The organism is Vibrio sp. 10N.261.52.A1 (assembly GCF_002876325.1).
GTDB classification, from domain to species: Bacteria; Pseudomonadota; Gammaproteobacteria; order Enterobacterales; family Vibrionaceae; genus Vibrio; species Vibrio chagasii.
The window spans coordinates 1-13,496 of record NZ_MCYD01000638.1; the positions used below are offsets into that span (position 1 = coordinate 1).

Here is a 13,496-nt window from a genome sequence, read left to right on the forward strand (position 1 = left end):
CAGTAATTATATAAAGCTTCATCGAAGCTTGATTAAGAAAATCGACCAAAGACATGAAAACCAGCTGTTCGTCCGCAGTTTAATCGGGGCGTGTGGTGACTCTCCAACTCAAGTTATTGCGGTGGGGGTCGAGACAAAACAAGAAAAGAATACCTTGATAGAGTTAGGTATTAACGGCTATCAGGGAAGGTATTTCGACGAAGAACAACAAATTATCCCTTTACCTAATAAAGGCTCAAAGCCAGTGAAAGCTGAGTCTGTAGTAAAAGTTGGTCGAAGAAATCGGTGGCGTAAGAGTAGTAGCTAAGTATGAATTTTAAAGCGATTGTAGACAAATTAAAGCCAAGCAAAAGTAATGGCAACACTCAAGTTGTCATGCTGGGTAACGATGCTGTCTATATTTCATCGACAGAGCAAGAATCCCAAGTAACCAGTATTCCTTTCGTTAATGGAGACTGGGAAAGTGCGCTGAAAAAGTCGCTAAATAGTGAGGCGTTCACCAGCAACACCCTTCAACTTATTGTTTGCGCCAACTATTACCAAACCTATCAGCTTGATAAGCCGGACATCCCAGAAAGTGAATGGTCGGTTGCCTTACCATTTCTACTCAAAGACCTTGTTGCGGAGAGAGTTACGGAGATCACCGCGAGTGCGGTTGCTCTACCAACTTCGAATAAGCTACAAGTGTATGTATTGCCCAAAAAACTGCTAGATAAGCTGGTTAATATTACGAGCTCGGCGCAAGTTGAGCTAAAAGGTGTGGCGCCAGAGGATGAAATCTGGGGTTATAGTGCTGGTGAACTGTCGAACTTTATTCTTTTACAACGCAGTACTAACTCGCACTTTAAATTGGGTGCGTTTGTTGAACATACCGTTTGTTTTCAAAGAACCATTCGCAGTGTTGTGCCCCCTTTAACTGGAGTGGCGTCCAGTGCTCTGCAATTAGATGGTCTAGCCTTGGAGCTTCAACGTTCTATTGATTATCTGTCTTCTCAAATTAAAGGTACACAACTTCATCAACTAAAAATCTGTTGTGATGAAGAGGATGAAGCTGAATTACAAACTGCGTTAAACAATACGTTGAGTTCAACGGTCTCTTTGCTCGTTGAAGGAGAGCGTGAAAACTCTGAGAGCTTGTTGGTTCAACTTGCGGCTAAAAGAGAGACGTTCAACGTCAATCTTTACCCTGAGCATTTAAAACCTAAAAAAGAGTATTTTACTTTAGCGAATGTCGCTGCGAGTTGGGGAGTGGTTGGTGCATTGTTACTTGGCAGCTACTTTGTCATGAACTACCAAGCTTCCAATTTAGATGCTGAATTAACAGCGTTACAACAAGAATCGAACCAGCTTAACAAGCAGGTTAACCAATTGAATAGTAAGTTAACTCAACATAAACCTTCCCCTGATAAAGTTGCGGCAGTTGAGCGTCTCAAACGTGAGACTCAAGCGAAAAAAGAGGCGTTAAAGGCGGTTGGACAATACGACGAATCTCAGCAAGTCGGGTATTCTGGCGTCATGAATTCCTTAGCTCAATTAGGCCGAAATGACATCTCTCTTTCGCACATCTATATGACCCATGACACGCTAGATATGAGTGGCTTGGCTCGTAATGCTAATGTCGTCCCTAACTGGATTGGTCAATTCAAAAATGAGCTTAATCTTGTTGGTCGTTCTTTTGAAAAACTGAAAATAGGTCGTAATGATCAAGATGTGGTGACCTTTGAGTTAAGCACTCGTAGGGAGAGCAAGTAATGCCGCAGTGGAATCAACTTAGCGATAAGTTTCTTGCATTAAGCCCCAGAGAAAAGTGGCTGCTTTTCGTGTGTGGTTTCGTTGGTCTCTTTATGCTGCTTTTTACCTTATTGGTGGAGCCTGCATACCTCGAGTTGCAAGCTAAAAACGCCAAGATGACGAGCTTGACTCAGTCAAATCAGAGGCAGCAAGGTGAGTTACTTGTTCTGCAAGCCAAATTGAACAAAGACCCTGATAAAGAGATCAACCTCGAATACAAAAAATTGATGCGAGAGAGCCAAGAACTGTCTCTTGAACTTGCCGAGATGGTCGATGGGTTGATCTCGCCATCTCAAATGTCGCAGCTGCTAGAAAGTGTCCTCAATGCAGGTAATGGTTTGAAGTTGGAGTCGTTGGAGTCACTTAAGCCAGAAGCGATCTCGAACAATAAAGAGACCAGTGAATATTCAGGTTACTTTCTTCACCCGGTGAGGATGGAATTGACTGGCAGTTACTTTGACATTGCAGCTTACCTTCAGGCGCTTGAATCTCTTCCTGTGAGCTACTACTGGCGTACATTTGAATACACAGTAGAAGAATACCCGAAAGCTCGACTTGTATTTGAGGTTTACACGCTAGGTACCAGACAGGAGTTTATCGGTGGTTAGAACTCTATTGTTGTCATTACTGTTTGCCAGCTCTCTGGTGTCGGCAGAGCAAGATCCAACGGCACCTCTGGGGTGGATGACGCCTCAACAAAAAACAGCGCCGGCGAAGAAAACGCCAACTCATTATCGCCTACCGTCTTTAGAGAGCATCGTGTGTAAAGCGGATACGCCTTGCTACGCCATTCTCAATGGTGAAATTGTTGCTCAAGGGGAGACGATACGAGGGTATCGAGTTAAGAAAATAGATTCAGAATACGTCACTCTGCAGAGAAGCTCTAAGCAGTGGAAATTAGAGATGTTCTCTTTAGATATTAAGAATAATTAAGGTTTGAGTGAAGACATGCGTAAACTTGTAGTAGCAATCCTAGTGTCATCTTTGGTCGGCTGTTCGATGGGGCATCGTGATCCCGTTGAGATAAAAGAGTCTTTAAACGAATCTATTAATGAAGCGAACAGCAAGGCGCTTCACGACCTGCCTTCGTCTGTACAAGATGATCTTATGCCTCAGCTTAATTCCGATGCCATGTCTCCGGGAATGGAGACCGTGAAGCGTTTTCGTATTCAAGCAAAAGGTGTCGAAGCGAGAACCTTCTTTGCCAGTTTAGTGAAAGGTACAGAATACAGCGCAGCGATTCATCCAAGTGTTTCTGGAAAGCTTACGCTGAACTTAACGGATGTCACGCTAGATGAAGTGCTGGCCGTAGCTCAGGATATGTATGGCTACGATATTGAAAAGCGTGGCAAAGTGATTCAAGTTTACCCTGCGGGCCTTCGCACTGTGACAATCCCTGTCGACTACTTACAGGTTAAACGTGCTGGTCGCTCATTGACTACGATAACGACGGGTACTATCTCTAACTCAGACAACAGTTCATCGAGCTCTTCAAGTTCTGACTCAAATTCATCGAACTCTTCAAATAATTCAAACTCTACCTCGAACGGTGGTACTGAGATTGAGACCACTTCTGAAAGTGATTTCTGGCCACAACTTGAGGCTGCGGTTGCACACCTAATTGGTTCTGGGAATGGGCAAAGTGTTGTCGTGACACCTCAAGCGAGTGTGATTACGGTTCGTGCATTCCCTGATGAAATTCGTGAGGTTCGCGAGTTCTTAGGTGTTTCCCAACAGCGCTTGCAACGCCAAGTTATCCTTGAAGCCAAAATCATGGAAGTGACGTTGAGCGATGGTTACCAGCAGGGCATTAACTGGACGAAAATGTTCTCGTCAAACGGAACTAATTACACTGTTGGCATGGGTTCTATAGTCAAAGATGCGACAGGAGCTATTATTCCGGGCACATTACCTGGGATGGACCCTATAGGTGCAGCACTTGGTGGTCAATCCAATATTGTTGTATCGGGGAGCAGCTTCGAGGCGGTATTGAGCTTTATGGATACTCAAGGCGACCTCAATGTGCTTTCTAGCCCAAGAGTCACAGCTGCAAATAACCAAAAAGCGGTGATCAAAGTCGGCACAGACGAGTATTACGTCACAGATTTATCAAGTGCGGTTGGCAGTGGTGATAATGCCAACGTAGCACCTGAAGTGGAATTAACGCCGTTTTTCTCTGGTATCTCATTAGATGTGACCCCTCAAATTGATGATAAAGGCAGCGTATTCTTGCATGTCCACCCTGCGGTTATCGAGGTAGAAGAAGAAGTTAAAGAGCTTAACCTCGGCTCAACAACGGGTGTCGTACAGCTTCCTTTAGCGAAAAGCTCTATTCGTGAGTCTGATTCAGTGATTCGTGCACAAGATGGTGATGTGGTTGTTATTGGTGGTCTGATGAAATCAAACACCAGTGATGTGACTTCTAAAGTTCCATTCTTAGGTGATATTCCGGCTTTGGGTCACCTATTCCGTAACACCAATCAATTGACGCAAAAGACCGAGCTCGTGATCTTGCTTAAACCGACGGTGGTGGGTGTGAATACTTGGCAAACTGAGCTTGAACGTTCTCGTGACCTGCTTCAGCAATGGTTCCCTGATGAAGAGTAAATGCTTACTTTCTGAATTGGCAGCGCTTCACTAAGCCGGGTGAACCTATGTATCAAGCTCATTTTGGTTTTGAACAGCTGCCATTTACTTTAACGCCGAATACCGATTTGTTTTACGGATTAGCCCCGCATTTTGAGGCGATTCAAACGGTCATTTCGGCGTTAGAGATGGGAGAGGGCGTCATCAAGGTGACTGGAGAAGTAGGCACCGGTAAGACTATGGTTTGTCGGATGTTGGTCAATCACCTAAAAAACTGTACTGCATTAATTTACTTGCCAAACCCAGTGTTGTCCGGAGCTGACTTACGTCATGCTGTCGCCAAAGAGCTTGATTTAAAGGTTGAGAACGAAGCCTCGCTGGTGGATAACATTCAACATAAGTTGATTGAACTGCATAATTCAGGCTTAAGAGTGGTTGCGATTATTGATGAGGCACAAGCTCTCTCTGACGAAGCACTAGAGACATTGAGACTGTTCGGCAACCTGGAAACTGAAGACAAGAAATTACTTCAGATAGTGTTACTTGGACAGCCAGAACTAGACGCTCGTTTAGAGGCTTATCATCTAAGACAATTTCGTCAAAGAATCACTTTTAGTTCGACATTAAGGGCGCTAACTCTTGATGAGACGGTGGCTTATATTGATAACCGAATTGCTAAATCAGGCGGCAGTCCAGAACTGTTCAGTTTGAATCAAAAAAAAGCGATTTGTCGTTCTTCACAAGGTATCCCAAGGTTGATAAATCAGCTATGCCACAAGGCTTTACTGTTGTCGTTCAGTGAAAGCAAAAAAAATATCGATAACCAACATCTGTTCTCTGCGATGCATGAAACTTACGATGTGTGTAAGCCCAAATTTAAAACGCCAATACTGTGGGGTTGGAATTAATTATGAGTGTCATTAATAACGCCTTGTCTGAATTGGCAAAGAAAAAGTCAGCGACAGTAATAGAAGCCGCGGTCGTGCCTAGGGTAAAAACGCGATCCCCATTGGTGTGGGTAGCTGCAGGTTTTACTCTGAGCTTGGCCATGGGCGGTTGGGCGATATCACAGGGCCCAACGGTTGATAACTCTATTTCTACTCGAGATAGGCAAGTTCAGGTCTCTGTTGTAGATAGCTCGGCAGAAGTGCCTGCAATTGTTACTCAAGCTCCGTCATCGCCAACTAAGAAGCTAGTGACGGTCGACTCTTCCTATCTAACTCAAGTAAGCCCAGAAACAAGCTCTCGAAATCAGGCGTCAGTTGTGGAGTCAGTGGTTAAAACGCCACAAATAACAAAATCTCAGGTACAAGCGAAACCGATCGCAAAAACAAAAGTAAATACGACACAAGTTCCTGAGCCGACCTTGATTGCGAGTGTTGCGAAGAGCAGCCCAGCTTCTATTTCTGATGAGCCCAAAGATTCAGAAAATAGTGGAATACTGATTGAACAAGTAGAACTGACCCCAGAGCAACTGTCTATTAATGCTCAAGGGCGAGCTCAGAAAGCGCTGGATGCCAATGATCTTACTGGTGCATTGAAGGGGTACAACGAAGCACTTCGTTATACGCCAAGAAATGAGGATGTTCGTCAAAAGCTCGCTATCCTCTATTTTGGCAAGGGTGACACTCGTAAAGCTTACGAGCTTTTTCAGTCGGGTATTAAGCTCAATATCAATAGTGAAAAGCTACGTTTGGGTTTATCAAAACTGCTGGTAAAAGCGGACCAAGCAGAGGCTGCGTTAAGCCCTCTGATACACATGCCTCCGTATCCAACACAAGAATATCTAGCAATGCGTGCTGCGTTGAGCCAAAAGTCACAACAAGAAGAGATTGCTCTGGAGAGTTACCAAAAGCTGGTCGAGATTGATTCTGAGAACGCTCGCTGGTGGCTAGGTTTAGCGATACAGCAAGAGCGACAGTTAGATTTCGCTGCAGCAAAACAATCATACCAAGGTGCGTTAACTCGAGTCGGTATCTCATCTCAATCACAAAGCTTTGTACGTGACCGATTGAAAATAATCAGTGCTTTAGAGGAGAGCAGCAATGCAAATTAGATTAAGAAAAAGACTTGGTGATTTGCTTGTTGAAGAAGGCATTATTACCGAGGCCCAAGTTGAACAAGCGCTTGCCTCTCAAAAAAGTACTGGTCGTAAGCTTGGTGATGCTCTGATTGAACTTGGCTTCTTGTCTGAGCAACAAATGCTAAGCTTTTTGTCGCAACAGCTTGCTATTCCTCTTATCGATCTAAGTCGAGCGAACGTTGATGTTGAAGCGGTTCAGCTTTTACCTGAAGTGCATGCCCGCCGTCTTCGCGCATTGGTTATTGGTCGTCAAGGTGACACGCTGCGCGTGGCGATGAGTGATCCTGCGGATCTGTTTGCTCAGGAATCACTGCTTGGTCAATTGGGTGATTACGCACTCGAATTTGTTGTTGCACCAGAAAGACAGCTGGTCGATGGGTTTGATCGCTACTACCGTAGAACCAAAGAGATCGCCTCATTTGCTGAGCAGCTTCATGCAGAGCACCAAGTTAATGAAGCTTTCGATTTTGATATCGCAGAAGAAGACAGTGATGAAGTGACAGTGGTTAAGCTGATCAACTCGCTGTTTGAAGATGCGATCCAAGTAGGTGCTTCCGATATTCATATTGAACCTGATTCCAATGTGCTGCGTCTTCGCCAGCGTATCGATGGCGTGTTACATGAAACTCTCCTTAACGAAGTGAATATCGCTTCTGCGTTGGTATTACGTTTAAAGCTGATGGCAAACCTTGATATCTCAGAGAAGCGTCTGCCACAAGATGGTCGCTTCAATATTCGAGCGAAAGGTCAGTCTGTCGATATTCGTATGTCGACGATGCCAGTGCAGCACGGTGAGTCAGTGGTTATGCGTCTGCTTAATCAATCTGCTGGTTTACGTAAACTGGAAGCGTCGGGCATACCGAGTGATCTGCTGGCTCGTCTTCGTAAACAGCTACGCCGCCCTCACGGGATGATTCTAGTTACTGGTCCTACGGGCTCTGGTAAAACAACCACTCTTTATGGCGCGCTAAGTGAACTGAATGAACCGGGTAAAAAAATCATTACCGCGGAAGACCCGGTGGAATATCGCCTGCCTAGAATCAACCAAGTTCAGGTTAACCCTAAAATCAACCTCGACTTCTCTACTATCTTAAGAACCTTTTTACGTCAGGATCCCGATATCATTCTTATTGGTGAGATGCGTGACCATGAGACGGTCGAGATTGGTTTGAGAGCTGCACTTACCGGTCACTTAGTGCTAAGTACCCTTCACACCAACGATGCGGTAGACAGTGCATTGCGTATGATGGATATGGGAGCGCCAGGTTACTTAGTCGCGAGTGCGGTCCGAGCAGTAGTGGCACAGCGATTGGTTCGTAAAGTTTGTACCGACTGTAAGGTTGATGACGAACTGGATGAAGCGCGCAAACAATGGCTGAGCGTTCGTTTCCCTAATCAGGTCGGCGTCCCTTTCATGAAAGGTCGTGGTTGTCAGAACTGTAACTTAACCGGGTACCGCGGGCGTATCGGTGTATTCGAGATGTTGGAGCTTGAGCACAACATGATGGATGCTTTGAGGGCCAATGATGCCGTTGGTTTTGCTCAAACCGCAAGACAGTCTGAAAACTACAAACCACTATTAGCCTCTGCGATGGAGTTGGCTTTGCAAGGTGTAGTGAGCCTTGACGAGATAATGAACCTCGGTGAAGGTGACGCATCTGGCTCAACTGACCCAATTTATCTGTAGGGGTAGAGTGATATGCCAACGTATCGTTATGTAGGCCGCAGCTCCGATGGCAGCCAAGTAAGCGGTCAATTAGACGCGAATAACGAAGATCTTGCCGCTGAAAGCTTGATGAGTAAGGGGATTATCCCAACCTCGATTAAGCTTGGGAAAAGTGGTGGTTCCGTATTGGATATGGATGTCTCTGCTCTATTCTCACCGAGTGTGCCACTTGAGGTCCTGGTGCTGTTCTGCCGTCAGTTATACAGCTTAACCAAAGCGGGCGTGCCACTGTTAAGATCGATGAAAGGCCTGACCCAAAACTGCGAAAATAAGCAGTTGAAGGCCGCGCTTGAAGAGGTGGTTGCTGAGTTAACCAATGGTCGTGGTTTAGCGGCGTCGATGCAGATGCACCCTAAAGTGTTTAGCCCACTGTTTGTTTCTATGATCGGTGTTGGTGAAAATACAGGTCGTCTTGATCAGGCGTTGCTGCAATTAGCGGGTTATTACGAACAAGAAGTCGAGACTCGAAAGCGAATCAAGACCGCGATGCGCTACCCAACCTTCGTGATCAGCTTTATTTTGATCGCGATGTTCATACTTAACATCAAGGTTATTCCACAGTTCTCCAGTATGTTCGCACGGTTTGGTGTCGATTTGCCACTGCCGACCCGTATCTTAATTGGCATGTCTGAGTTCTTTGTAAATTACTGGGGGATCATGCTTGGTGTGATCTTTGGTCTTATCTTTGCATTTAAAGCCTGGGTTAAGACGGATAAAGGGCTAGAGAAGTGGGATAGGATTCGCTTAAAGATACCTGTCATCGGTGGGGTCGTGAACCGAGCACTACTGTCACGCTTTTCGCGCACCTTTGCTTTGATGCTGAAAGCGGGTGTACCGCTGAACCAATCGTTAGCGCTATCAGCGGAAGCCTTGGATAACCGCTTTTTGGAGTTGCGTGTGCAAGCGATGAAATCGGCTATCGAAGCGGGCAGTACGGTTTCATCTACGGCGATTAACAGCGAAATTTTCACGCCGCTGGTGATACAAATGATCTCGGTAGGTGAAGAGACTGGTCGTATCGATGAGTTATTGCTTGAAGTGGCTGACTATTATGATCGAGAAGTCGATTATGACTTGAAAACCTTAACCGCCAGAATTGAACCGATCTTGCTAACCATAGTGGCAGGCATGGTGTTGATTCTTGCTCTCGGTATTTTCTTACCGATGTGGGGAATGCTGGATGCAATCAAAGGTTAAGGAATGGTAAATAACCTACAACGCTCACGTTTTGTGATTTGGACTGTGGTTATTCTTTTTCTAACTATAGGGCTACTTTCTGCATGGGAATCAGTAGAAGAAGATGCGACCAATACGGCATTAATCGTGGCGAGTAAACGCATCCTTGAGCAAGCAAATCTGTTCAAACAACAATATTTACTTAAAGGTGCGGAGCAAGATAGCGACTCAGAACACTCCAAAAACTACAGTAGAACAGGGTGGGTAATGCCGACTCAAGGCTCGAAGGTAGACTGTAATTATTGGCTGGATCAATTATATCCACCGAAGAGCATTCTAGGGCTAAACTCTCCAAGAGTTGAAGACCAAAGTGATAACATACAGTTTCATTGTACTTATCATTATGGTGATAAATATCAAATAGATATATTACTTAAGCGGGAAAGGTTTAGCGTGAAAGCCAATATTTTGGCTTTGTGAAAATATTGACAGTTTTAGTATGGTTTTATACGTGCGCGAATGTATAATGCGCGTTAATAATTAGATGAGTAGGTAGAAAATGCTTAAGAATCAAAAGGGTTTCTCCCTTGTCGAATTAGTGATAGTGATCGTAGTTGTTGGTTTATTGGCGGTCGCTGCGTTGCCTCGTTTTCTTGATGTGACGGATGAAGCCAAGAAATCCAGTATTGAAGGTGTCGCTGGTGGCTTTGCAACGGCAGTTCTGTCAGCAAGAGCACAATGGGAAGCAGAAGCAAGGCCGTCAGAGAAGATAGGTGTTGAAACATACAATACTGTAAATTATGATGGTGTTGATTTTTGGTTAACAAGATCAAAGAACAGTAGCAATGTGGATACTGATTTTCGAGATGGTTATCCATGGACCCTGAACAACAATTCTGGCACTGCGCCACAAGATATTTCAGACCAAACATGTTCTGAGTTGATGGAAAACTTGCTGCAAAACCCACCGAAAGTGGGCCCTATTTCAGATGTAGCGAACGACTCAAACTACAAATATTCAGCGCAAGCAAATTCTGGTGATGCAACCTGTACTTACGTTCAATTAGAAGGTAGTACCGAGCATGAATTTGTTTACGAAATTAAAACTGGTCGTGTGACCGTAACTTTGCAGTAAGTCTGCGTAAAATGAAACATAGAGAGAGCTTAACTATGAAAAGACAAGGCGGTTTCACCCTAATCGAACTAGTGGTTGTAATTGTTATTCTAGGTATTCTTGCTGTAACTGCGGCACCACGTTTCCTAAACCTGCAAGATGATGCTCGTGAGTCTTCACTTCAAGGCTTAAAAGGTGCAATTGATGGTGCTGCTGGTATTGTATATGGTAAATCTGCGATTGAAGGTGAAGAAGCTGTATCATCTGGCGCTAATGTTGAGGGGATCACTACTGCATTTGGTTACCCAACTGCTGATGATGCCGGTATTGGTGCTGCTGTAACAGGACTTACGACTGATTGGAGCAGAAGTGCTTCTAATGGCGTAATGACGCTGACCTTTTCAGGTACTAGCGCCGCTACTGCTACTACGTGTATCGTTCGTTACACTCAAGCGACAGGCACAACAGCAGCTTCTGCTGCGTCTACAACAGTAACTCTTGGTGCTGGTTGTAACGGTTAATCACTATCTAGTGGTATTTGAAAGGTCAGCATTTGCTGACCTTTTTTATTTCAGATGTAGGTAAATAACTCTCTAATATTCATTGTTTTTATTCTATTCTTGTAATCTAGATCTACGATTGACTTACTTAGGGTCTATATGGACATAAAGCCGAACAAAGGTTTCACTTTAGTTGAATTGATTGTGGTGATTCTATTACTTGCAATTATTTCTGTGATAGCTATCAGCCGTTTTAGTGGGCGCCAAAGCTATGAGTTATATGCTCTTCAAGAGCAAGTTTCTTCTGTTGTTCGACAGATTCAGCTCAATAGAATGCAGTCAAATATGGATATGTCTCTGTCTGGGGCTGAAAGCTTACGTTTGGTGGCAGCTAATGGCTGCCTTGGCTCTTTATCGGCCTGTGATAATCTAGCCGAAACCAGAAGTGATGTTATTTCTAGTGTTGATTACACGTTTTCATCTCAACCTTTCTCTAATACTTCTTCCCCAATAGAATTCAACTTATTGGGTAACCCTGAGAGTGCCGCTTCAGCTGGCGTTCAAATTACCATTTCATCAAATAATAGTTCAGATAGGGCTTGGGTGTGTATCAATTCTCAAGGCTTTGTTTATCCGAGTAATCAGGTATGCCCATGAAGTACGTCAATAGTGGCTTTACGCTTATCGAGTCGATCATTGTTATTGTACTACTTGGTTTTGCTATGCTCGCATTTTCTACTTTTCTTGCACCACAATCCGCACTTTCAGGACAAGTAAATTATGCCAACCGAGCTTCAGCATTAGGTCAAAGTATTATGACCGATCTTTTAGCTAGAGATTACGGTTCGGTGAGCTCTGGTACTCCAATTGAACTCGGCAGCACTTATAAAAATTTTGATGTGGATTTGGTTGTTACCAACGATACGCCAACAGCTTCGATGCAGAAGTTTACGTTAACAATTGCCGCCAGCAATAACTCTCCTATCACTTTAATCGCTTATAAAGGGGAGTACTAATGAAAGGGAAAGGGTTTACGCTTATAGAGATGATTTTAGCTATTGTCATCTCAAGTATTGTCTTGCTTGGTGTCGCGAATTTTACTGAACTAGGAGTGAGAGGCTATTTTGGCTCTGTAGAGCGCTTTCGACTACAAACTGAAGCTAGATTTGTACTGGAAAAGCTTTCGCGTGAAGTGAGGCATGCTGTACCTAATCTGTTTCCTGCTTCTGTAAGTAGCGGATGTGTCTCATTTTATCCCATTGTTGACTCGGGCTTCTACGCGATCTCCGGTGCGGATATTAATTTTCTAGTGAGTGACAGCGGAGCGACAAGCAGTTCATTACAATCTATGTCACTGGTTATAAACCCGACTAGGCCACATACTGATATCAGCAACCTAAATAATATTTACCCTCTCGATAATGTAGTTCCTCCAAGTGCATCCGCTGCATACTTTTCTATTCCAAATGGAGCTAACACTCTTGTCAGTGAATCTGTAGGAAAAAGGCATTACATTTTTGACTCAAATAACCTTGTGGAATATTGCCTTGCGAGAGGTAATTTATTAACTCGTAATGGTGTCACAATAAGCGATCGAGTTATGAGTGAGAATAGCACTCTGAGTTATCAGCCTGCGAATGTTCAGAATAATGGTATTGTTGAATTGACCCTTGAGTTTTCAGAAAATAATGAATCTACAGTATTTGAGCAAGATATACAGGTGATCAATGTTCCGTAAATCACTCCAGAAAGGTAGCGCGCTAATCATGGTCATCTTTGTTATCGTGGTACTTGGTTTCTTAGCGACAAGTTTGAGCCGAACTAGTTGGTCTGATAGTGATTCAAATACACGAGTTGTACTTGGTACGCAAGCTTGGCTGCTAAGCCATTCGGTTAATGAGTACGTTATGACTCAGTTTTATCCGGATCCTGATCCCCAGGCTTCTTCTGCTGTTGCCAGTGTTTGTAGTAGTAACGATCTTCAGCCTGGTGGTGGGATTTTTACGGTAGCAAGCTCTATGGTTGATACAGTTTCGGTAAACTGTTCTCTTGAGCGAGTACAGTGCTCCAATCAGGGAGAGCTTGATGGCTTTGTTTTCTATGTTTTAGAGTCTTCAGTAATTTGTGGCTCTGGAGTGAGCCAAGTGCAACGTAATCAACAAGTTTGGGTGAGGGAGTAGTTAATGAATCACCGTTTTATATTGCTCTTGATCATGTGTAGCTTTTTTCATGCCAAAGCATCTGCTGACTTATTCAATTCTTGTCCTGAAACCAGTGTGCAGACGTGGCTTTATAGTGGAGGTGGAGTCGAGATTAAAGATTCGGGACAAATACTTGGTGAGGTTAGTCGGGAAGGTTTAGGGTATTGGAGTATCAATAAAAATCATTCGCAATCTTGCCCTCCCGGCTATTGTTCTGTCGACCCTTTGCATATCTTGGATGATATTCCGGATTTTTACTTACCTGATGATGTGGTTTCTTTGCGGGAAGTTAAATTAAAGGACAATGATGTATATACGT

The 13,496-nt window shown here is 44.1% G+C and carries 17 protein-coding genes; all 17 read left to right on the forward strand.

The window, feature by feature from the left end; translation table 11 throughout:
* Positions 1 to 307 (forward strand): EAL domain-containing protein (locus BCT81_RS11750; protein WP_133152609.1); only part of this gene is annotated, 307 nt, incomplete at its 5' end.
* A gap of 2 nt (positions 308 to 309) precedes the next feature.
* Positions 310 to 1,752 (forward strand): MSHA biogenesis protein MshI, encoded by a 1,443-nt coding sequence (locus BCT81_RS11755; RefSeq protein WP_102424449.1) that lies wholly within the window; start codon positions 310 to 312, stop codon positions 1,750 to 1,752.
* A complete protein-coding gene (gene pilO, locus BCT81_RS11760) occupies positions 1,752 to 2,399 on the forward strand; it encodes a type 4a pilus biogenesis protein PilO (RefSeq protein WP_102424451.1) in 648 nt (215 codons plus the stop codon). The genes BCT81_RS11755 and pilO overlap by 1 nt, the downstream gene beginning before the upstream one ends.
* Positions 2,392 to 2,724, forward strand: coding sequence for an MSHA biogenesis protein MshK (locus BCT81_RS11765; RefSeq protein WP_102424453.1), 333 nt, complete (start codon positions 2,392 to 2,394; stop codon positions 2,722 to 2,724). The genes pilO and BCT81_RS11765 overlap by 8 nt, the downstream gene beginning before the upstream one ends.
* 15 nt (positions 2,725 to 2,739) lie before the next feature.
* The gene (gene mshL, locus BCT81_RS11770) at positions 2,740 to 4,398 is read left to right on the forward strand and encodes a pilus (MSHA type) biogenesis protein MshL (protein ID WP_019826975.1); all 1,659 of its coding nucleotides are present in this window, start codon (positions 2,740 to 2,742) and stop codon (positions 4,396 to 4,398) included.
* 47 nt (positions 4,399 to 4,445) lie between these two features.
* The gene (locus BCT81_RS11775) at positions 4,446 to 5,285 is read left to right on the forward strand and encodes an AAA family ATPase (protein WP_102424455.1); all 840 of its coding nucleotides are present in this window, start codon (positions 4,446 to 4,448) and stop codon (positions 5,283 to 5,285) included.
* A 2-nt stretch (positions 5,286 to 5,287) separates the two neighbouring features.
* The gene (locus tag BCT81_RS11780; protein ID WP_102424457.1) at positions 5,288 to 6,433 is read left to right on the forward strand and encodes an MSHA biogenesis protein MshN; all 1,146 of its coding nucleotides are present in this window, start codon (positions 5,288 to 5,290) and stop codon (positions 6,431 to 6,433) included.
* A complete protein-coding gene (locus BCT81_RS11785; RefSeq protein ID WP_102424459.1) occupies positions 6,423 to 8,147 on the forward strand; it encodes a GspE/PulE family protein in 1,725 nt (574 codons plus the stop codon). The genes BCT81_RS11780 and BCT81_RS11785 overlap by 11 nt, the downstream gene beginning before the upstream one ends.
* Before the next feature lie 12 nt (positions 8,148 to 8,159).
* Positions 8,160 to 9,383, forward strand: a complete 1,224-nt coding sequence (locus BCT81_RS11790) for a type II secretion system F family protein (protein ID WP_061033517.1) — start codon at positions 8,160 to 8,162, stop codon at positions 9,381 to 9,383.
* Positions 9,384 to 9,386: 3 nt separating this feature from the next.
* The gene (locus BCT81_RS11795; RefSeq protein WP_102424461.1) at positions 9,387 to 9,842 is read left to right on the forward strand and encodes an MSHA biogenesis protein MshF; all 456 of its coding nucleotides are present in this window, start codon (positions 9,387 to 9,389) and stop codon (positions 9,840 to 9,842) included.
* A 79-nt stretch (positions 9,843 to 9,921) separates the two neighbouring features.
* Positions 9,922 to 10,497: a prepilin-type N-terminal cleavage/methylation domain-containing protein gene (locus BCT81_RS11800; RefSeq protein WP_102424464.1), complete on the forward strand. Its 576-nt coding sequence runs from the start codon at positions 9,922 to 9,924 to the stop codon at positions 10,495 to 10,497.
* A gap of 35 nt (positions 10,498 to 10,532) precedes the next feature.
* Positions 10,533 to 10,997 carry a prepilin-type N-terminal cleavage/methylation domain-containing protein gene (locus BCT81_RS11805; RefSeq protein ID WP_102424466.1) on the forward strand — a complete coding sequence of 155 codons (465 nt, stop codon included), beginning with the start codon at positions 10,533 to 10,535 and terminating at the stop codon, positions 10,995 to 10,997.
* Between the two features lie 138 nt (positions 10,998 to 11,135).
* Complete coding sequence (locus BCT81_RS11810) at positions 11,136 to 11,633, forward strand: type II secretion system protein (RefSeq protein WP_102424468.1); 498 nt, start codon at positions 11,136 to 11,138, stop codon at positions 11,631 to 11,633.
* The gene (locus BCT81_RS11815; protein ID WP_102424469.1) at positions 11,630 to 11,992 is read left to right on the forward strand and encodes a type II secretion system protein; all 363 of its coding nucleotides are present in this window, start codon (positions 11,630 to 11,632) and stop codon (positions 11,990 to 11,992) included. Before BCT81_RS11810 ends, BCT81_RS11815 begins: the two co-directional genes overlap by 4 nt.
* Complete coding sequence (locus BCT81_RS11820) at positions 11,992 to 12,714, forward strand: prepilin-type N-terminal cleavage/methylation domain-containing protein (protein WP_102424471.1); 723 nt, start codon at positions 11,992 to 11,994, stop codon at positions 12,712 to 12,714. The genes BCT81_RS11815 and BCT81_RS11820 overlap by 1 nt, the downstream gene beginning before the upstream one ends.
* A complete protein-coding gene (locus tag BCT81_RS11825; protein ID WP_102424473.1) occupies positions 12,704 to 13,156 on the forward strand; it encodes an MSHA biogenesis protein MshP in 453 nt (150 codons plus the stop codon). The genes BCT81_RS11820 and BCT81_RS11825 overlap by 11 nt, the downstream gene beginning before the upstream one ends.
* Before the next feature lie 3 nt (positions 13,157 to 13,159).
* The coding region (locus BCT81_RS11830) for a hypothetical protein (protein WP_133152610.1) at positions 13,160 to 13,496 on the forward strand (337 nt) is incomplete at its 3' end.

Excerpts from the sequence above, each read along its gene's own strand:
- BCT81_RS11755 (WP_102424449.1), top strand. The coding sequence starts at position 310 with ATGAATTTTAAAGCGATTGTAGACAAATTAAAGCCAAGCAAAAGTAAT.
- pilO (WP_102424451.1), top strand. The coding sequence starts at position 1,752 with ATGCCGCAGTGGAATCAACTTAGCGATAAGTTTCTTGCATTAAGCCCC.
- mshL (WP_019826975.1), top strand. The coding sequence starts at position 2,740 with ATGCGTAAACTTGTAGTAGCAATCCTAGTGTCATCTTTGGTCGGCTGT.
- BCT81_RS11775 (WP_102424455.1), top strand. The coding sequence starts at position 4,446 with ATGTATCAAGCTCATTTTGGTTTTGAACAGCTGCCATTTACTTTAACG.
- BCT81_RS11780 (WP_102424457.1), top strand. The coding sequence starts at position 5,288 with ATGAGTGTCATTAATAACGCCTTGTCTGAATTGGCAAAGAAAAAGTCA.
- BCT81_RS11785 (WP_102424459.1), top strand. The coding sequence starts at position 6,423 with ATGCAAATTAGATTAAGAAAAAGACTTGGTGATTTGCTTGTTGAAGAA.
- BCT81_RS11790 (WP_061033517.1), top strand. The coding sequence starts at position 8,160 with ATGCCAACGTATCGTTATGTAGGCCGCAGCTCCGATGGCAGCCAAGTA.
- BCT81_RS11795 (WP_102424461.1), top strand. The coding sequence starts at position 9,387 with ATGGTAAATAACCTACAACGCTCACGTTTTGTGATTTGGACTGTGGTT.
- BCT81_RS11800 (WP_102424464.1), top strand. The coding sequence starts at position 9,922 with ATGCTTAAGAATCAAAAGGGTTTCTCCCTTGTCGAATTAGTGATAGTG.
- BCT81_RS11805 (WP_102424466.1), top strand. The coding sequence starts at position 10,533 with ATGAAAAGACAAGGCGGTTTCACCCTAATCGAACTAGTGGTTGTAATT.
- BCT81_RS11810 (WP_102424468.1), top strand. The coding sequence starts at position 11,136 with ATGGACATAAAGCCGAACAAAGGTTTCACTTTAGTTGAATTGATTGTG.
- BCT81_RS11815 (WP_102424469.1), top strand. The coding sequence starts at position 11,630 with ATGAAGTACGTCAATAGTGGCTTTACGCTTATCGAGTCGATCATTGTT.
- BCT81_RS11820 (WP_102424471.1), top strand. The coding sequence starts at position 11,992 with ATGAAAGGGAAAGGGTTTACGCTTATAGAGATGATTTTAGCTATTGTC.
- BCT81_RS11825 (WP_102424473.1), top strand. The coding sequence starts at position 12,704 with ATGTTCCGTAAATCACTCCAGAAAGGTAGCGCGCTAATCATGGTCATC.